The 16,711-nt window shown below is 65.9% G+C and carries 21 protein-coding genes; 8 read left to right on the forward strand and 13 right to left on the reverse strand.

What is annotated here, in order from left to right:
- Together fliE and BMX36_RS09740 are read right to left on the reverse strand one after the other, a co-directional pair.
- Entirely contained in the window at positions 1 to 363 is a 363-nt protein-coding gene (gene fliE, locus BMX36_RS09735) for a flagellar hook-basal body complex protein FliE (RefSeq protein WP_093064745.1), read from the reverse strand.
- Positions 360 to 1,640, reverse strand: a complete 1,281-nt coding sequence (locus BMX36_RS09740) for a sigma-54 interaction domain-containing protein (RefSeq protein ID WP_093064747.1) — start codon at positions 1,638 to 1,640, stop codon at positions 360 to 362. The genes fliE and BMX36_RS09740 overlap by 4 nt, the downstream gene beginning before the upstream one ends.
- Before the next feature lie 383 nt (positions 1,641 to 2,023).
- On the opposite strand from BMX36_RS09740, the gene BMX36_RS09745 reads away from it, so the two are divergent.
- Entirely contained in the window at positions 2,024 to 2,845 is an 822-nt protein-coding gene (locus BMX36_RS09745) for a flagellin N-terminal helical domain-containing protein (protein WP_093064749.1), read from the forward strand.
- 133 nt (positions 2,846 to 2,978) lie between these two features.
- On the opposite strand, the gene BMX36_RS09750 is transcribed toward BMX36_RS09745, so the two are convergent.
- The 11 genes from BMX36_RS09750 to BMX36_RS09800 all read right to left on the reverse strand — a co-directional run bounded on the left by BMX36_RS09750 (position 2,979) and on the right by BMX36_RS09800 (position 11,159).
- Complete coding sequence (locus tag BMX36_RS09750; RefSeq protein WP_256210715.1) at positions 2,979 to 3,464, reverse strand: DUF4142 domain-containing protein; 486 nt, start codon at positions 3,462 to 3,464, stop codon at positions 2,979 to 2,981.
- Between the two features lie 129 nt (positions 3,465 to 3,593).
- On the reverse strand, positions 3,594 to 4,196 hold the full coding sequence (locus BMX36_RS09755; RefSeq protein ID WP_093064753.1) for a DUF1989 domain-containing protein: 603 nt from the start codon (positions 4,194 to 4,196) through the stop codon (positions 3,594 to 3,596).
- Positions 4,189 to 4,896, reverse strand: a complete 708-nt coding sequence (gene gntA / locus BMX36_RS09760) for a guanitoxin biosynthesis heme-dependent pre-guanitoxin N-hydroxylase GntA (RefSeq protein ID WP_093064755.1) — start codon at positions 4,894 to 4,896, stop codon at positions 4,189 to 4,191. The genes BMX36_RS09755 and gntA overlap by 8 nt, the downstream gene beginning before the upstream one ends.
- Before the next feature lie 103 nt (positions 4,897 to 4,999).
- A complete protein-coding gene (locus BMX36_RS09765) occupies positions 5,000 to 5,746 on the reverse strand; it encodes a sigma-70 family RNA polymerase sigma factor (protein WP_093064757.1) in 747 nt (248 codons plus the stop codon).
- Positions 5,743 to 7,842, reverse strand: coding sequence for a flagellar biosynthesis protein FlhA (gene flhA, locus BMX36_RS09770; protein ID WP_093064759.1), 2,100 nt, complete (start codon positions 7,840 to 7,842; stop codon positions 5,743 to 5,745). Before flhA ends, BMX36_RS09765 begins: the two co-directional genes overlap by 4 nt.
- Positions 7,843 to 7,846: 4 nt before the next feature.
- Positions 7,847 to 8,716, reverse strand: coding sequence for a transglycosylase SLT domain-containing protein (locus BMX36_RS09775; RefSeq protein WP_093064761.1), 870 nt, complete (start codon positions 8,714 to 8,716; stop codon positions 7,847 to 7,849).
- A gap of 80 nt (positions 8,717 to 8,796) precedes the next feature.
- Positions 8,797 to 9,108 carry a flagellar protein FlgN gene (locus tag BMX36_RS09780; protein ID WP_093064763.1) on the reverse strand — a complete coding sequence of 104 codons (312 nt, stop codon included), beginning with the start codon at positions 9,106 to 9,108 and terminating at the stop codon, positions 8,797 to 8,799.
- Positions 9,095 to 9,373 (reverse strand): flagellar biosynthesis anti-sigma factor FlgM, encoded by a 279-nt coding sequence (gene flgM, locus BMX36_RS09785; RefSeq protein WP_066774745.1) that lies wholly within the window; start codon positions 9,371 to 9,373, stop codon positions 9,095 to 9,097. The genes BMX36_RS09780 and flgM overlap by 14 nt, the downstream gene beginning before the upstream one ends.
- Before the next feature lie 69 nt (positions 9,374 to 9,442).
- On the reverse strand, positions 9,443 to 9,943 hold the full coding sequence (locus tag BMX36_RS09790) for a flagella basal body P-ring formation protein FlgA (RefSeq protein WP_093064765.1): 501 nt from the start codon (positions 9,941 to 9,943) through the stop codon (positions 9,443 to 9,445).
- Positions 9,940 to 10,458, reverse strand: a complete 519-nt coding sequence (locus BMX36_RS09795) for a flagellar motor protein MotB (RefSeq protein ID WP_256210716.1) — start codon at positions 10,456 to 10,458, stop codon at positions 9,940 to 9,942. The genes BMX36_RS09790 and BMX36_RS09795 overlap by 4 nt, the downstream gene beginning before the upstream one ends.
- Complete coding sequence (locus BMX36_RS09800; protein ID WP_093064767.1) at positions 10,455 to 11,159, reverse strand: motility protein A; 705 nt, start codon at positions 11,157 to 11,159, stop codon at positions 10,455 to 10,457. The genes BMX36_RS09795 and BMX36_RS09800 overlap by 4 nt, the downstream gene beginning before the upstream one ends.
- A 327-nt stretch (positions 11,160 to 11,486) precedes the next feature.
- Between BMX36_RS09800 and BMX36_RS09805 the strand changes: the two genes are divergently transcribed.
- The 7 genes from BMX36_RS09805 to BMX36_RS09835 all read left to right on the forward strand — a co-directional run bounded on the left by BMX36_RS09805 (position 11,487) and on the right by BMX36_RS09835 (position 16,669).
- On the forward strand, positions 11,487 to 11,825 hold the full coding sequence (locus BMX36_RS09805) for a flagellar basal body rod protein FlgB (protein ID WP_066781120.1): 339 nt from the start codon (positions 11,487 to 11,489) through the stop codon (positions 11,823 to 11,825).
- Positions 11,826 to 11,828: 3 nt separating this feature from the next.
- A complete protein-coding gene (gene flgC, locus BMX36_RS09810; RefSeq protein ID WP_066781122.1) occupies positions 11,829 to 12,239 on the forward strand; it encodes a flagellar basal body rod protein FlgC in 411 nt (136 codons plus the stop codon).
- Between the two features lie 3 nt (positions 12,240 to 12,242).
- Complete coding sequence (locus BMX36_RS09815; protein WP_093064769.1) at positions 12,243 to 12,923, forward strand: flagellar hook assembly protein FlgD; 681 nt, start codon at positions 12,243 to 12,245, stop codon at positions 12,921 to 12,923.
- A gap of 42 nt (positions 12,924 to 12,965) precedes the next feature.
- A complete protein-coding gene (locus BMX36_RS09820) occupies positions 12,966 to 14,210 on the forward strand; it encodes a flagellar hook protein FlgE (RefSeq protein WP_093064771.1) in 1,245 nt (414 codons plus the stop codon).
- A 116-nt stretch (positions 14,211 to 14,326) separates the two neighbouring features.
- Positions 14,327 to 15,079, forward strand: a complete 753-nt coding sequence (locus BMX36_RS09825; protein ID WP_093064773.1) for a flagellar basal body rod protein FlgF — start codon at positions 14,327 to 14,329, stop codon at positions 15,077 to 15,079.
- A 112-nt stretch (positions 15,080 to 15,191) separates the two neighbouring features.
- Entirely contained in the window at positions 15,192 to 15,980 is a 789-nt protein-coding gene (gene flgG / locus BMX36_RS09830) for a flagellar basal-body rod protein FlgG (protein ID WP_093064775.1), read from the forward strand.
- 14 nt (positions 15,981 to 15,994) lie between these two features.
- Entirely contained in the window at positions 15,995 to 16,669 is a 675-nt protein-coding gene (locus BMX36_RS09835; RefSeq protein ID WP_093065469.1) for a flagellar basal body L-ring protein FlgH, read from the forward strand.
- Positions 16,670 to 16,711 lie beyond the last annotated feature (42 nt).

Here is a 16,711-nt window from a genome sequence, read left to right on the forward strand (position 1 = left end):
TCAGACCGGCATGCTCATGATGTCCTTGTACGCGGACAGGATCTTGTTGCGGACTTGCAGCGTCGCCTCGAAGCCGACCGACGCCTCCTGGCGGGCGAGCATCACCTTGGCGATGTCCACCGTTTCGCCGCGCTCATAGGCTTCGGAAAGTGCCGATGCCTTGTTCGCCTGATTGTTCACCGATTGGAGCGCGGTCTCCATGGTCGCGGCGAAGCTGCCGGCCTGCTGTGCGCCGGACGCGGGCGCACTTGGCGCCGCCGACACCGTCGCGTTCGCCCGGCTCAGCGCGGCGTTACGCTCCAGGATCTGGGCACGAAGCGCCATCACCCGGTCGATCCCGCCTACACCACCAACACCACTCATGCCGTCAGTCTCCGATCATGCGGCGCGGCGATTTCCTCGCCTTGCTCGCGTGCCTTCGCGAGACGGTAACGCAAGGTTCGTTCCGAAATGCCGAGACGGCGCGCAGTTTCGATACGATTTCCGCCGCACGCCTTCAAAGTCTCCCGAATTGCGGCAAATTCGGAGAGCTGAACGACCGCGCCAAGCGTGCCGGAACTGGCGGCTGCCGGCTCGCTCGCGAACACCGCGGGGCGCGGGGCGCTGGCGCGATCGAACACGATATGCTCGGCCTCGATCGTATCGCCGCCGCAGAACAGCAGCGCGCGCTGGATCACATTCTCCAGCTCGCGGACATTGCCCGGCCAGTCATGACCGGTCAGCTTGGCGACCGCCTCGTGCGAGGGCCAGGGCACGACCGCGCGCGATCCGGCATGGCGCAGGATCATGGTCGCGGCGAGTGCCGGCACGTCCTGCGCGCGTTCCGCCAGCGCCCGCGTGGTCAGCGGAAACACCGACAGGCGGTAATAAAGGTCCGAGCGGAAGCGTCCGGCGGCAACCTCTTCCTGCAGATCGCGGTTGGCGCAGGCCACCACCCGGACGTCGATCGGCACCGGATGGGTTGCGCCGATCGGCACGACTTCGCGCTCCTGGAGCACGCGCAGCAGCTTGGCCTGGAGTGGAAGCGGCATTTCCGCCACTTCGTCGAGCACGATGGTGCCGCCGTTCGCTGCGCGGAAAAAGCCGTCGCCGCCAGATGACGCCCCGGTGAAGCTGCCCTTCACATGGCCGAACAGCATGGCCTCCAGCATGGTTTCCGGCAATGCCGCGCAGTTGATGGCGATGAATGGGCCGTCACGGCGTGTGGAATTGCGGTGAATGGCGCGGGCCAGCACTTCCTTGCCGGTGCCCGTCGGGCCATTGATCAGCACGGTGATATCGGCTTCCGCCACCCGCTCGGCGAGCGCGTAGAGCGCCAGGCTCTCCGGGTCGGCAGCGGTCGGCAGTTCCGGGCCGCCGGCCAGCGCCCGGACAAAGGCGTTGCCGACCACGGCATCGGCGTGATCGAACGTCAGCCGTGCCGGCGCGCCATCGCGGAACGGCACAATCTTGCGCTCTCCGCGGCCCAACACGACGGTGCGCGACGGCACGGGCGATGCCTCGCCCTCCGTCACCAGCCACGCCGTGTCGCCCTGCGGGCGGCCCGTCGGCGCGGTCGTGGAAAAGCCTTGCGCCCGCAAAGAGGAAACCAGAGCAACATGGGCATCAGCAACCATTTTGGATGGAACGACCGCGCGCATTCAAACTTCCCCTGTGAACGATTCCGTCCGTAGTGGTTCATTGGTTAACGGCCTGTTTAACCGGCAGCCGCCCGGCGGAATTCTGCCGGCACGTTGCCGCGCCACCACAAGGGACGCGGGCGCGCGCAGGGGAGCTCATGGATCGGGGCAGCGGCTTGCCGGCCGGCGGCAAGATCCGGCCAAGATTTGCCGGTTACCGGCCGGTCTGCTCCGGCAGGCGCATCGGATCGGCCGAAATCGCGTCGGATCGGCCAAAACAATGCCGTCCGGCGCGTCGATCAAAAAACGCTAAACCCCTGCGCCAGCCTGCCGTTTCGTAGCTCGACGGCTCGGCCCTCCGCTCTGGGGGCGGCGGGAGACCGTAGGCACAAAGGAACGAACCCATGACCGTTATCAACAGCAACATCTCGTCGCTGCGCGCCAGCAACGCGTCGGCGAAGGCTCAGACCTCCCTCTCGACCGCCATGGAGCGTCTGTCGACCGGCAAGCGCATCAACTCGGCCAAGGACGACGCCGCCGGCCTCGCCATCGCCAGCTCGATGACCGCCCAGATCCGCGGCATGAACCAGGGCATCCGCAACGCCAACGACGGCATCTCGATGGCGCAGACCGCCGAGGGCGCGCTGGACGAGGTGAGCAACATGCTCCAGCGCATGCGCGAACTGACGGTACAGTCTTCGAACGGCACCTATCAAGAGTCGGATCAGGAGAACATCCTGTCCGAGATGAAGGCGTTGAACACCCAGATGACCAACATTCTGGAAAACACCACCTTCAATGGCAAGAACCTGTTTGACACCGCGACCAACGAGATCACGATCCAGGCCGGCGCTACGGCAGACGATGCTATCACCATCACGTTTGATCAGCTGACTGCCGATACTAACATCACTGCTGTTGCCACGCTTGCTAACGGGACGACGGCGCCTGCTAATTCTGACCTCGCCACGTTCGACGCGGCTCTTGAGGCCGTGACGAAATCCCGCGCAAACTTGGGCGCGGCTCAGAATCAGCTTGAGTCCGCGGTCAATAACATGACGTCGAACGCTACCAATCTGGCGGACGCACGCAGCCGCATTGAAGACGCCGACTTCTCGGAGGAGTCGACCGCCCTCGCCAAGGCCCAGATCCTCAGCCAGGCGTCGACTGCGATGCTGGCGCAGGCCAATCAGTCGCAGCAGGGCGTGATGAAGCTTCTCGGCTAAGCCGAAAGCGGCACCGGCACCGCCCCCATCTGGGTGCCGGTGTCACTGCGCAGGAACGCACGAACGGCCGGTTCCGCATGGAGCCGTGCCGCGCAAGAACCCCGGTCGCCGATTGGCGGCCGGGGTTTTCGCATCACATGGCGTTCAGCATGTCCAAATGGTGCTTCACCACCGGGGCAGTCTTTGCGGCGACCGTCTTCAGCGGCGCGGCGCTGCCGGACTGGGCGTATCCCGAGTGCAGCGCCAGCGTCTTCTGGTGCGCCGTCTTCTGCTGCGTGACGTACAACTGATCGCGTACCGCGCCGCTCGCTTGGCGCAGTTCAGCGACCATGCGCGACTGTTCCGGCTCGAGCGCCGGCGGCGGCGGCGTGAGGCCAGCCTGCTTGGCGGCCATCTTCACGTCGTTCGTGCTCTTGGTGTGATCCTTGACCATCATCTGAGCGAATTCTCGCACCTTTGCGTTCTTGCTCGTCTGCAGCACCAGATTGCTGGACGTGCGCTCGTAAAGATCGCTCGCCCCTGCCTTTTTCACGAAATCCGAAGGCGATGTCGCCTGCGCCACGGCAGGACCGGCAATGACCATTGCGGCGACCATGGCAAAACTCGATACTAGCTTCACTTGCATCCTCCTGCGATCAACAGCACTCGATCCGGAAAGGACTTTCCCGGTCAAGGGCAGTGCTTGCCGAACATTAGGGACGCAGACGAGTTCCGCTCAGCTTACAACAACTGATATAAATCAACTACTTTACGGCGCATCGCCCGCCAGAATGCGATAGTCGATCGGCTTGAAGCTTCCGCCGTTGGACGAATAAGCGGAACAGGCCGTCAGGCCGATGACGAGGTCCATGGCCGCGCGGAACACGATCTTGTCGCCCGCCTTGCTGATCGGCGGCAGCACTCTAAGCTTCCCCGTTTCGCCATTCACCGGCACGTTCATGAAGCAGTTGAACGCGCATGGGATCATGTCTTCGGTGATGCCGTAAGGCGCCAGCGCCTCGGCGAGGTTGCCGAAGCAGCCGCGGTGGAGCGGCTTGTCAGGATAGAAATGCCGGAACGTGTCATAGCTGCACGGCGTCAGCAGGAAATCGTGGCGGCCGACATCATCGGCGACGATTTCCAGCATGGCACGCGACCGGTTGGAATAAAGCGTGTGCCCGGTCGTGAGATAGATCGTCTCGGCGTAATCGAACGTGCGCCCCGAAGAGATCGCCTCTCCCATGTCATCGGCGTTGAAGGCCAGGAGGTCGGACACCTGCACGCCTCTCGGATCGATCACCTCAAGCAGCGCGCCCTTCGGCAGCCGAAAGGCCGTGCCGCTACGCTCCGGGATACGGATCGCCTCAGTCATTCTGGCCGTGATAGTGGAAGGGGCAGGTCCAGGTCTCGTCCACGGCGCGGCCACTATATTGCCGTGCCTCGCTCGCCTCGCCGTGCCGGGCGAGCATCGGATTACGCGTACCGGCAAGCGCCTCGTCGCGCACCAGGATCTTTTCGCGCATGCTCTCATACAGGCCGTCCGCACGCAGCCGTTCGAACTGGTCGTGCAGGTTGAAGACCAGCGCCGGCTTGGCGAAGCGGCGCGCCGGGCGGCTGGAATTGGGGTGCAGGCCAACGACGAAGAAGGCCTCGCCGCCGAAGCTCAGCGAAAAGTGCACATCCTGGGGATCGGGGCTGACGCGCGCGTCATATTCCTGGCCGCGCCACACGTCCTTGTCGGACAGCGATTGAATACGGGCCCACAGCGCCTTCTCGAACTCCGCCTCGCTCAGCGTGTCGGGGCCATTGAAGACCACGGCAAAGCTTCGATAGAGCGCCGGCTCCTCGCGATAGGCCTCGGCAAAGCGCATCAGACCGTCGTGAATGCGCAGGTCATCCCAGCCACTGTCGATGCGATTGCAGGCGAGGACGTTGAGCGTTCCCTTGGCCAAGGCGGCCTTGGCGCCGACGCAGGGGAAGAGGCGATCCTGGACATGATCCTGGAGCAGCCGCTCGAAGCGGTCCTGATCCTCATGGCGCCAGGGGAACAGGGGTGTCTGGGGCTGTGGCATGGGCCCGGTTTACGCGTGAGGGGTACGGTCCGTTCCCGGGATTCAGTTTGATCTGCGTTAGATGCGCCCGTCTTCCGCGACCCTTCCCGCCCGCCTCAGGCGCTCAGCCGCGCAGCATCGCCTTCTTCAGTCGTGCATGGGCGGAAGACTTGATCTGGCAGACGCGCGCTGCGCCGACGCCAAGCACCGCGCCGATCTCCTCCAGGTTCAGTTCTTCGACGTGATACAATTGGATCACCATCTGCTCGCGCTCCGGCAATGCTGCGATCGCGGCGACCAGGCGGTCACGCATCTGCCCATTGGCCAACTGGTCAAAGGCGCTCGGCTCGTCGCTGGCGAACCAGGGCTGATCGTCGGCATAGACCTCATCGATCGAGTCGAACCGCACCGCCTCCGCGGTGGCATAATCGGCGCGCAGCTTGTCGATGCTGATCTCAAGGTTCGCGGCGATCTCGCCTTCCGACGGGGCGCGGCCGAGCTCCCCGGTCAGCGCCTTGATCGCGCCCTGATAGGCCCGGCGACGCTTGATCGCGCCGCGGGTCATCGCGGCATGACGGCGCAGCTCGTCAATCATCGCGCCGCGCAGCCGCGTGGCAAGATATTGCTTGAGCGTCACCTGCCCGCGATCCTCAAACGACGCGGCGGCCTCGACCAGCGCCACCAGGCCGACCTGCACAAGATCCTCCACCTCCACCGCGGTCGAGACGCTGCCATGGACGTGCCACGCCAGCCGGCGCACCAGCGGCAGATGTTCACGCACCAGCGCCCCCTCGACGCGCGCGCGCTGGCGCGGCGAATAGGTCAGCGGCGTCGCGTCGGCGAAGGCGGCGCGCATCGGCATCGCGCTCATGCCGCCACCGCCATCTGCGGCTGGCCCGCGCCAATTGCCGGATGCGTATCGTTTGCGCCGATCACGGCGACGACTTCGACGGCCTTGTCCTCGGGGACTTCAAAGAAGCTCATGACGGGGGTGTCCGGCAGACAGGTTTTGACCAATTTGCGGATCGCGACACGGATCGCGGGCTGAACGACGAGCGCGAAGGGCTTGGCCTCGGCGATCATCGGCTGGGCGGCGCGCTGCAGCGCATCGACGATGCGGCGGCCAAGTTCGGGTTCGACGACATGGCGACGCGACGGATCGGCGCGCATCGCCTGGCCGAGCAGCCCTTCCAGGCCACCCTCCAGCGTCATCACGCGCAGCGGCTCGCGCACGCCGCACAGTTTCTGGATGATGAGCGGCCCCAGTTCCGGGCGAATCAGCTCGACAATTTCCTCGGCATCTTGCGTGCGCTGCGCGACAACAGCGATGGCAGACGCGATGCGGCGGAATTCCTTCAAGGTGATGCCTTCGTTCAGCAGCGACTTCAGCACACTGGTGAGCGTCGTCAGCGACAGCGGCATGGGGCACAAGGATGCGACGAGCTGCGGGCTGCGCTCCTTCAGACCATCGAGCAGCGCCTGCACCTCGTCCGCGCCGAGCAGATCGGCCGAGTTCGCGCCTAACGCATGGTTCAGGTGCGTGGCGATCACGGTACCGCTGTCGACCACCAAATAACCAGCGCCCGTCGCCGCATCGGCGTCGCCCGGCGCGATCCAGGTCGCGTCGAGGCCGAAGGTCGGATCCTTCGCCTTCTTGCCCTGCAGTTCGCCGAAGCCGGTGCCGGTGTCGAGCGCCAGCATCTCGTCCGGCGACACCTGATCCTCGCCGACGACCACGCCGCCGACCAGCAGGCGATAGGTGTAGGGGGCAAGGTTGATATCGTCGCGCACCTTCACCTGCGGCACGACGAAGCCGAGTTCCTTGGACAGCTGGCGCCGCACGCCGGTGATCCGGCCCATCAGCGGCGCGCCCTTGCGCTCATCGACCAGCGGCACAAGGCCATAGCCGATGTCGAGGTTGACCATCATGCCGTCGGTCACTTCCTCCCACCCGATGCGCGACTGGTCGACCGGCTCGGGCGCAGCGACTTCCTCAACCGGCGCGGGGCGCTGTGCGATCTTGTTGAGCTTCCACGCGGCGAAGCCGGCGATGCCCGCGGCTGGCAGCAGCACCAGATGCGGCATGCCCGGCAGGATGCCGAGCAGGCCAAGGATGCCCGCTACCGGCGTCCAGGTGCGCGGGGAGCCGAACTGGCTGCCAATCTGGCCGGCGAGATCCTTTTCGCTCGACACGCGCGTCACGATTGCAGCGGCGGCGATGGAAAGCATCAGCGCCGGAAGCTGCGCGACCAGCGCGTCGCCGATCGCCAGCAGCGTATAGGTCTTGGCGGCGTCGGCGATCGACAGGCCGTGGCTTACCGGACCCAGGATCAGGCCGCCGACGATGTTCGCCGCCAGGATCAGGATCGCGGCGATCGCGTCGCCCTTCACGAACTTGGACGAACCATCCATCGAGCCGTAGAAATCGGCCTCGGTGGATACTTCGACGCGGCGCTTCTTGGCATCGTCGGGCGTGATGAGGCCGGCGTTCAGATCGGCGTCAATCGCCATCTGCTTGCCGGGCAGCGCATCGAGCGTGAAGCGCGCAGACACTTCGGACACGCGCCCCGCGCCTTTGGTCACCACGATCAGGTTGATGATCATCAGGATCGCGAAGACGAAGATGCCGACGATATAGTCGCCGCCGATCAGGAAGCTGCCGAACGCCTCGATCACATGGCCGGCCGCTGCCTCGCCCTCATGTCCATGGACCAGCACGACGCGGGTCGACGCGACGTTGAGGCCAAGGCGGAACAGGGTCGTGAATAGGAGAACGGTTGGAAAGGACGAGAAGTCGAGCGGCTTTTGCGCGTTCAGCGCAACCATCAGCACCGCGAGGCTGATCGCGATGTTGGCGACGAAGAACACGTCGAGCAGCGCCGCCGGGATCGGCACCACCATGACGAGCACGAGCAGCAGGATCGCGGCGGGCAGCGCCGCCTGGCGCGAGTTGGCGAGCAGCTTCATGCGATCAGGCCCCCATGCTCGCGAGCATCATATAGGCGAGCCGCGCATTGTCTGGAGAGGGGCGCAGCAGGTTGGCGGTCTGCACTCGTGCGGCGGGCGTGTCGCGCCCCATGGCGGCGCTTGCCCAATTCATCGCATCGGCCGCGGACTGGTTCGCGCCGGTGATGACGGTGGCACCCTCCATGTCGAGCATCTGTGCGGCAAATTGCAGACGCGGCAAATCGTTGCCGGCATTGCCGGTGCTGCCGGCAGCGCCCGCCCCGTCGCCCAGCTTCGCTCCGAACCGTTCATACACTTCGGAAAGGGAGCGGGCGGAGCCATCGCGATTGAAGAAGACGTTGCGATTCGCACCGGCAGCGGCGGGGAACATGCTGGCGGCGGTGCGGTCGGGCGACACTTGCATTGCCCGTAGGAACTGCTTGGCACCGCCCAGCCCCAGGAAATGCGCCATGTAGAGGTCGGTGCCCGTCGCTTCGCGGCCGAGGCTCGCCTCCAGCGCATCCTTGTTGTCGCTGGCATGTTCGGCCGCCATCAGGGAGGCGGCCTCGGGATTGTTGCGCAGGTCCAGGATCGCGCGGCGCATTCCGGGATCGCTCACGGTCAGGCGGCCGGAGGACGTGCGCTGGATGCTGTTCGCGGCCCAGCCCATGCCGTGTTCGGCGCCATGATCCTTCACCACGGCAAGCCAGGATTGTTCAATGAACTGGTAGAGGCCGGTAGCCGAGGAGGTGCCGGCACGCGCGGAAGCGTTGAAGCCGCTCTCCACCTTGGCCTGACCCATCAGATAGTCGAAGTCGATGCCGGTACGGGCGGCGGCCTGCTTGATCGCAGACTGCACGCGCCCGGCGACGGTATAGACGGCGTTGATGGTCATCGTTGCTGTGCGCACTTCCCTGTTTCAGGAGTGCCATCAGCAAGAGGTGTGCCAATCCTCCCCGCCGCGGGGAGGGTCAGTTACGCGTAGGCCACGGGGCCGCGACGATAGGCATTGCCGCCCTCGCCGGTCAGAAGTTGCAGGCGGCGGCGGACATTTGCCGCCATCAGGTTCACATAGATGCGGCAGGTGTCGTTTAGCCGGTCCGCCTCGTCCGCCAGCTCGCGCAGCTCCGGCCCGGCCGGCCCGCCGCCCATGCCGCGCAGCGTCTCGATGGCGGTGAGCTTCGCCGATGTCGCCTTTTCCAGCCCCGCCACGTCGTTGGTCTTCAGCGCGGTGATCTCGCTGTGCAGCGTTTCGATCACGCGGATCAGGGCGTCACGCCTTGTCATGCGACATCCATTCGTAGCGGGCTGCGATCAGCGCGTCCGCGATCTTGGTGGGGGAAAGAGGATAGCGGCCCTCGGCGATCGCCTGCTTGATGTCCTGGACGCGCTGGGCATCCACCGGAGCTGCCGTCGCCAGCTGGGCGGCAACGGTTGGCGCCGCCGCGGCCGCCGCCTGCTTCGTCACGCCCGCAGGCTGAGCCGGCGCGGCCACCCGCGTGACCGCGGAAACCTTCCGATCCGTGGGCTTGGCCCCGATTGAGTCGATCATGAAAACACCTGCTGCGCCTCGATCCCGACGGGATAAACGGCAGCGGCATTCCCCGCTTTAGGACTTTTTTCACTCAACCCATCCCGGCAGCGTCGCGCGGCCCGGCGCCAGCGCCACCGCCTGCACCGGCATCTTGCCGCTGTCGACGCGCACCATCAGCCGCTGGCCCTCCGCCGCATCGGCTAGGGCGATGCCTTCGCGCGTGATCGAGAAGCCGTCCGAACCCGCCTCGATCACCAGCGGATCGCCGCGCTTAATGATTTTTTCGGCCGCCGGCGCCGGTGCCGCCGCCGCGGCGCGCGCGACCACCGCCTGCTGTGCCGGCATCCGGATCGGAACGAACAGTCGCCACTCCGGCGAAGCGCAGGACACGACAACGGCGTCATGCGCGTCGGTCCGCCACGACAGGGCTACCGTCGGGCATTGCTTGAGTCGCAGCCGCCCGTCGATGGCGGCGCGCGGGCCGCCGTCCTCACCGATCGACTTGCCGGCAAAGGCGGCAACCGCCTTGTCGAGCGCGGCGGTATCCTGATGGGGGGCGGCAGCAAGCGCCAGAGCGAGCGCGATCACATAGTATCTCCGGTGAACGACAGGGTAACCACTACCTGTCGGCGCGACGGCCGGTCGGCAGTGACGATGACGAGGCGGCCGGGCGCGACGGTCGCAAGCGCCGCAGCAACCGCGCGGGCGCGATCCGCCGCGAGCACGGCAGCGCTACGCGTGGCGGGATCGACGTCCGCCGACGAGCCATCGACCGACGCCGTGACACGCAGGGAAACGCGCGGATCACGGGCCGCCTCGCGCGCCCAGGCAAGCAGGCTATCGGGGGACGATGGCAGAACCGCCGACCCGGCGGCGAAATTGAAGATTCCCGCCGCCGCCACCGGCAACGGATCAGCGGCGCTCTTCGCCGGCGCCGCGCCGAAGCCTGCCCGCAGGCCGCTGATCAATGCCTTGCGATCGAGCTGCTGATTGGCCTGAAGCAACACAAAGAAGCCCACGAGGAGCAAGGCCAGGTCGGCAAGCGTGATGAGCCACAGCGGGCGGCCCGGTGGGCTGGCGGGGAACTCGTCGGCGAACGTCATGCCGCCGCGCCCGACCTTTCAACAGCCCAGTCGGCGGGCGCCTCTACCGTGCGATGCATCGGCGTTACGCTGGCGCTTCGTGGCTGTTCACGCGCTGCCAGCGCGACCAGCGGTGCTTCCAGCCGGACGCGCTCGAATGCCTCGGCGCGTGCTGCGACACGCAGTCGGGTAGCGACGGGCATGGCGACAAGGTTGCCGAGTAGCGCGCCGTACAGCGTCGCCAGCAGCGCAACCGCCATCGCCCCGCCGATCGCCTGCGGGTCCGTCATCTGAACGAACATCGCCACCAGGCCGACAAGCGTGCCGACCATGCCCGTTGCCGGCGCGGCTTCCGCCATGCCGGCCCAGACATCGGCAGCGGCGACGTGCCGCTCGATCCGTGCGCGGCGCAGGTGCTGGAGATGCGCCTCGACGTGCTGCGGGCCGAATCCGTCGACGATGTCGGCTATGGCAGCGGCGACATCAGGGTCGGCAATAACCGACTTGTCGAGCGCGACGGCGCCGTGGCGGCGAGCGATGCGGCCCAGGGCGGCGATCTGCTGCAGCAGCGGATCGGCCGAGAAGCGGCGACGCGGCAGCGAGCGCAAGGCAACGATCGCTCGTCCCAGATCGCGTGCCGGCGTGCGCAGGATCGCGGCGAGGATCGTGCCACCGCCGACGATTGCCAGCGCAACCGGATCGAGAAAGGTGGCAAGGTTCATGCGCGGGCCCCGAGGTTCATGCGCGGGCTTCTGCAAACGCTGGGCCAGTTTGGTTAAGCGCCTGCTCGTCACCTCCCGTTCGTCCCACATCAAGTCGAGGGACGAACGCACCTTCGTCATGCCGGGCCTGTCGCGGCATCCAGGGTGCCGCGCATCTCTGGCCGGCGTGGCGTCGCCCGTTCCGTTGACCCGCTCCCCGGCAATCATTGCCGGCCGCCCGGCAAGCCTTTGCCGCCCTGCCCTGCCGCCGGCGGCAACGCGCGTCGGCAAGCCGTTCTGGCACGCCCCTTGCTGATCGTTCCGCGCACAGGAGGTGCGGGAGTTCACATGGCCAACGGCAATCTGTTCGGAGTTCACGGTGCGGCGCTCGAGGTCCGGGCGCAGCGGATGAACCTGCTCGCCTCGAACATCGCCAATGCTTCGACGCCCAATTTCAAGGCGAAGGATATCGATTTCACCCAGGCGCTCGCTTCGGTCGAGCGGCAGGGCGGGATCGATGGGGCGACGCTGTACCGGACGCCGGACTCGCCCTCCATGGACGGCAACACGGTGGAGCTCAGCAAGGAGCAGACCGCCTTCGCCGAGAACGCCGTGCAGTATCAGACCACGCTCTCGTTCCTGAACGGCCGCATCAATCAGCTCACCCGCGCGCTGAAGGGAGAATAACCCATGGCGAACCAACCACTTTCCATCTTCCAGGTCGCCGGGCGGGCGATGTCTGCGCAGCTCGTGCGGATGAACACCACGGCGTCCAATCTCGCCAATGCGGGCGCGGTCAGCGGCTCGTCCGAGACCGCCTATCGCAGCATGAAGCCGGTGTTCCGCACCGAATTTGATCAGGCGACCGGCATGGCCACGGTCAATGTCGAGCGCGTGGTCACGGCGGGTGAGGAGCCGATCAAGATCCGCGATCCGAACAACCCGATGGCCGATGAAGAGGGCTTTGTTTACCAGTCCGCCGTTGATGAAACGCGCGAGCTGGTCGACATGATGGAGACCGCGCGCTCCTATCAGAACAACGTGGAGGTGATGAACACCGCCAAGTCGTTGATCGTCGACACGCTGAAGCTGGGGCGCTGATAGATGGCCTCCTCCTTCGACAGCACGATCGCCAGCCTCGGGCTCAGCAGCACGGCGAACACCACCGCAAACACCGCGACGAGCAAGTCGACCTCGCTCGGCCAGGCGGATTTCCTGAAGCTGATGACGGCGCAGATGAAGAACCAGGATCCCTTCGATCCGGTCGACAATACGCAGATGGTTGCGCAGATGGCGCAATTCTCCTCGCTCGCCGGTATCACCGAAATGTCGTCCACGCTGACCGCGATCGCGGAAAAGCTTGGCGCGACCAGCCTGCAGGATGCGGTAAGCTATGTCGGCCGCACGGTGCTGACCGAAGGCAATGTCGCCCTTGGCCGATCTGCGGGCGGCATCGCCGGCGCGATCGAGCTGGAGGGGGACGCGAGCAACGTCACCGTCTCCATCTCCGATGCGAACGGCCAGCTGCTGCACACGGCCGATCTCGGCGCGCAAAAGGCCGGCACGATCTCCTACGATTGGGATGGGCTGGATACGGCCGGCGCGAATGCTGGCGCCGGTCCCTTCTCCGTTGTCGTGAGTGCCACCAGCGGCACGCAGGCGATCGGGGCCACCAGCCTCGTCTGGGCGCCCGTCACTTCCGTTTCGACGACCACCGGTTCGCCGGTCCTCACCCTCCCCGGCATTGGTGAGATCCCCGCCAGCGCCGTCCGCCAGATCGGCTGATCCCCTTCACTCCAGCCTTGCCGCTTTTTCAGGAGTTTTCCGATGTCCTTCTACACTTCGCTTTCCGGTCTTCAGGCTGCGCAGACCGACATGTCGACCATCTCGCACAACCTCGCCAACGTCTCGACCAACGGATTCAAGAAGAGCCGCAGCGAGTTCACCGACATCATGGCGTCTAACTTCACCAGCGATCCGCGCCGGCTGGTCGGGTCGGGCGCGGCACTGGCGCAGAACAAGCAGATGTTCGGCGCGGGCAGCCTCGTTACCACCGGCTCGTCTCTCGACCTGGCGGTGGCCGGTGACGGCTTCTTCGCGGTGAAGACGACGGCCGCCGGCGGCAGCACGACCGCTTATACGCGCAACGGCAGCTTCGGCGTCGACACGAACCGCTACATCACCGACGCGCAGGGCAGCCGCCTCCAGGCCTTCGCGGTCGAGACGGACGGCACCGTTCCGGGCGCCGGCACGCTGATCGACGTCCGCGTGCCGATGACCAGCGGCACGGCCACCGCGACCGGCAGCGTCACGTTGAAGGCCAATCTCAACAGCGGCGCGGCCGCTTCGGAAGCGGAATTCAGCCGCACCAATCCGGCGAGCTATGCCAGCGCGACCAGCACCACCATCTATGACGCGGCCGGCAATTCGCAGACGCTGACGAACTATTTCGTCCGCAAGGAGCCGAGCGATGCGGCCAGCACCGCCAGCGAATGGACCGTGCACAGCTTCGTCGGCGACGTCGAGATGAACGAGGGCGGCACGGACATCGCCTTTGACGCGGACGGCAATCTGCTGGGCAGCGCGACCCTGACGCTCGCCTTCCCTGACGCGGGCGACACAACGCGCGCGCCGATCAGCTTCGACCTGACCGGTTCCACCGCCACCAAACAGGCGTTCAACGTCACCTCTCGTTCGCAGGATGGCACCGCGCTGGGTGAGTTCGCAGGCATCACGGTGGACAGTGCCGGCATCATCACCGCCAGCTATTCGAACGGTGATGCGGTGAAGCTGGGCAAGGTCGCGCTGGCGAACTTCGTCAACCCGACCGGCCTGCGCCAGAACGGCGGCCAATATTGGAGCTCCACCGGCCTGTCCGGCACCGCCACCATGGGCGCGGCGAACGAGAACGGCTTCGGCAAGCTGATGTCCGGCACGATCGAGGGATCGAACGTCGACATCACCGAGGAACTGGTCGAGCTGATCGCTGCGCAGCGCAACTTCCAGGCGAATGCCAAGGCGCTCGATACCTCAAGCCAGATCTCGCAGACGATCTTCAACATCCGCGCGTGATTCTGGCCTGACTCTTGCTCTTCCCCGTTCGGACTGAGCCTGTCGAAGCCCGTGTGCCGCCGGCACGCCCTTCGACAAGCTCAGGATGGACGCAGGAAGGATCGAGGACCGAGTAAATGGACAAGCTGGTCTATACGGCGGCGACGGGCCTCAAGGCGCACATGGCGGCGCAGGCCGCGATCGCCAACAACATGGCGAACGCGTCCACCACCGGCTTCCGCGCCGATCGTGTGGTTTTCGATCGTATCGAGCTGAAGGGTGGCGGCGCGCGGTTCGACGCGCGCGCGCCGGCGGCGCAGGAAGTGACGGACGCCGACCGCAGCGTCGGCGCGATGATCCAGACCGGCCGCAACCTCGACGTTGCGCTGACCGACAGCGATACTTGGCTCACCGTGCAGTCGCCGGACGGAACGGAGGCCTATACCCGGCGCGGCGACCTCACCGTTACCGCATCGGGCACGCTGCAGACGGGCGACGGCTATCTGGTGATGGGCTCCGGCGGCCCGATCACCATCCCGCCCTATAGCTCGCTGTCGATTGGATCGGATGGGTCCATCTCCATCGTTCCGCAGGGCGGCTCTGCCACCGACACAACCGTGGTCGACAAGCTGAAGCTCGTCTCGGATCGGGGGTCTTCGACGGTGAAGGGCCTCGACAATCTGATGCACGTACGCGGTGGCGGTGTGCTGCCGGAGAACATGGACGCCAAGATCGCGTCCGGCACGCTCGAAGAGAGCAACGTCAACATGACTCAGGTGCTGGTCGACATGATCGAGAACCAGCGAAGCTACGAGGTCCAGGCCAACCTGCTGAAGGAGGCCAAGACCATGGACGAAGGCGCCGCCTCCGTCATGCGGATGCCGGGGTAATCGATAACCACCGTTCGTGCTGAGCCTGTCGAAGCACGTGCGCCACGATCACGCCCGCCCAGAACATGCACTTCGACAAGCTCAGTGCGAACGGATTGAGGGATAGAACGCCATGACCACCGCCGCCATGCACATCGCGCGCACCGGGCTCGACGCCCAGGATACGCGCATGCGGGTGATCTCGAACAACCTCGCGAACGTGAACACCACGGGGTACAAGCGTGATCGCGCCTCGTTCGAGACGCTGAGCTATCAGGTGATCACCGCCCCGGGTGCGCAGTCGACACAGGAAACGAAATACGCCACCGGCCTGAACCTGGGCACCGGCGTGCGCGTGCAGAGCAATGCGCGGATCGACACGCAGGGGTCGCTCAACACGACCGGCAACAGCCTCGACATGGCGCTGGACGGCGACGGCTATTTCCAGGTGCAGCTGCCGGGCGGCCAGCTTGGCTATACCCGCGCCGGCAATTTCTCGCGCTCGCCCGAGGGCCTGCTGATCACCAGCGAGGGGTATCAGGTGATGCCGGGCATCAACGTGCCCGAGAACGCCACCGCGATCACCATCGGAATGGACGGCACCGTCTCCGCGACCATCCCGGGTCAGGCGGAAGCATCCAACCTCGGCCAGATCCAGGTGGCGAGCTTCCCCAACACCGCCGGCCTCCAGTCGATCGGCGACAATTACCTGGTCGAGACCGCCGCGTCGGGCACCGCCAACATGGGCGTGCCGGGCGAGGACGGGCGCGGCAAGATCCGCCAGGGCATGCTGGAGGCGTCGAACGTCAACGTCGTCGAAGAGCTGGTCGACATGATCGAGACGCAGCGCGCTTATGAGGTCAATTCCAAGATGATCTCGGCGACCGACGACATGCTCAAATACGTCAACCAGAACATCTGATGACGGATCGAACGATGCGTGTTCTCGCTCTTGGCGCGGTGGCGCTGCTGGTCTCGGCACCGGCGCAGGCTGGGCTGTTCGGCAAGAAGAAGCCGGCGGAGGATTTCACCGCCGTGCATCCTCTGCCCGTTGCCGCGCCCGCCCCGGCACCGGCAACCGGTGCGATCTTTCAGGTGGCGGACGGCTATGCCGCGCTGCACGAGGGCTGGCGCGCGCGGCGCGTCGGCGATCCGCTGACCATTGTGCTGGTGGAGCGCACCGCGGCGTCCAAATCCTCGACCTCCAAGCTCGATTCGGGCGGCGGCTTCGGCCTTACCCCGCCGACCACGGGCCCGCTCAACCTGTTCAACACCACCGACGCCAGCGCCAGCGGCACCCGCAACTTCAACGGCACGGGCACCGCCGGCCAGGCCAATTCGCTCTCGGGCGAGATCTCGGTCACGGTGGCGCAGGTCTATCCCAACGGCACCATGCTGGTGCAGGGCCAGAAGCGCGTGACGCTGAATCGCGGCGACGAGTTCATCCAGATCAAGGGCCTGGTGCGCACTGCCGATGTCGACCGCGACAATCGCGTGCTCTCCACCCGCGTCGCCGATGCGCAGATCGCCTATACCGGAAAGGGCGACGTCGCCCGCGCCGGACGGCAGGGCTGGCTCAGCCGCTTCTTTCAGGTGGTGAGCCCGTTTTGATGGCCCGCCCGCGCCTCTCCTCTCCCGTCCGTGCCGAGCTTG

The organism is Sphingomonas sp. OV641 (assembly GCF_900109205.1).
GTDB lineage: Bacteria > Pseudomonadota > Alphaproteobacteria > Sphingomonadales > Sphingomonadaceae > Sphingomonas.

Bases quoted from the DNA above. Each gene is read 5' to 3' on its own strand.
- flgC (WP_066781122.1), top strand. From the start codon at position 11,829: ATGGCGAACCAACCACTTTCCATCTTCCAGGTCGCCGGGCGGGCGATG.
- BMX36_RS09740 (WP_093064747.1), bottom strand. From the start codon at position 1,640: ATGCGCGCGGTCGTTCCATCCAAAATGGTTGCTGATGCCCATGTTGCT.
- flhA (WP_093064759.1), bottom strand. From the start codon at position 7,842: ATGAAGCTGCTCGCCAACTCGCGCCAGGCGGCGCTGCCCGCCGCGATC.
- BMX36_RS09820 (WP_093064771.1), top strand. From the start codon at position 12,966: ATGTCCTTCTACACTTCGCTTTCCGGTCTTCAGGCTGCGCAGACCGAC.
- gntA (WP_093064755.1), bottom strand. From the start codon at position 4,896: ATGCCACAGCCCCAGACACCCCTGTTCCCCTGGCGCCATGAGGATCAG.
- fliE (WP_093064745.1), bottom strand. From the start codon at position 363: ATGAGTGGTGTTGGTGGTGTAGGCGGGATCGACCGGGTGATGGCGCTT.
- BMX36_RS09780 (WP_093064763.1), bottom strand. From the start codon at position 9,108: ATGACAAGGCGTGACGCCCTGATCCGCGTGATCGAAACGCTGCACAGC.
- BMX36_RS09755 (WP_093064753.1), bottom strand. From the start codon at position 4,196: ATGACTGAGGCGATCCGTATCCCGGAGCGTAGCGGCACGGCCTTTCGG.
- flgG (WP_093064775.1), top strand. From the start codon at position 15,192: ATGACCACCGCCGCCATGCACATCGCGCGCACCGGGCTCGACGCCCAG.
- BMX36_RS09775 (WP_093064761.1), bottom strand. From the start codon at position 8,716: ATGACCATCAACGCCGTCTATACCGTCGCCGGGCGCGTGCAGTCTGCG.
- BMX36_RS09745 (WP_093064749.1), top strand. From the start codon at position 2,024: ATGACCGTTATCAACAGCAACATCTCGTCGCTGCGCGCCAGCAACGCG.
- BMX36_RS09795 (WP_256210716.1), bottom strand. From the start codon at position 10,458: ATGACGTTCGCCGACGAGTTCCCCGCCAGCCCACCGGGCCGCCCGCTG.
- flgM (WP_066774745.1), bottom strand. From the start codon at position 9,373: ATGATCGACTCAATCGGGGCCAAGCCCACGGATCGGAAGGTTTCCGCG.
- BMX36_RS09800 (WP_093064767.1), bottom strand. From the start codon at position 11,159: ATGAACCTTGCCACCTTTCTCGATCCGGTTGCGCTGGCAATCGTCGGC.
- BMX36_RS09805 (WP_066781120.1), top strand. From the start codon at position 11,487: ATGGCCAACGGCAATCTGTTCGGAGTTCACGGTGCGGCGCTCGAGGTC.
- BMX36_RS09815 (WP_093064769.1), top strand. From the start codon at position 12,243: ATGGCCTCCTCCTTCGACAGCACGATCGCCAGCCTCGGGCTCAGCAGC.
- BMX36_RS09835 (WP_093065469.1), top strand. From the start codon at position 15,995: ATGCGTGTTCTCGCTCTTGGCGCGGTGGCGCTGCTGGTCTCGGCACCG.
- BMX36_RS09765 (WP_093064757.1), bottom strand. From the start codon at position 5,746: ATGAGCGCGATGCCGATGCGCGCCGCCTTCGCCGACGCGACGCCGCTG.
- BMX36_RS09825 (WP_093064773.1), top strand. From the start codon at position 14,327: ATGGACAAGCTGGTCTATACGGCGGCGACGGGCCTCAAGGCGCACATG.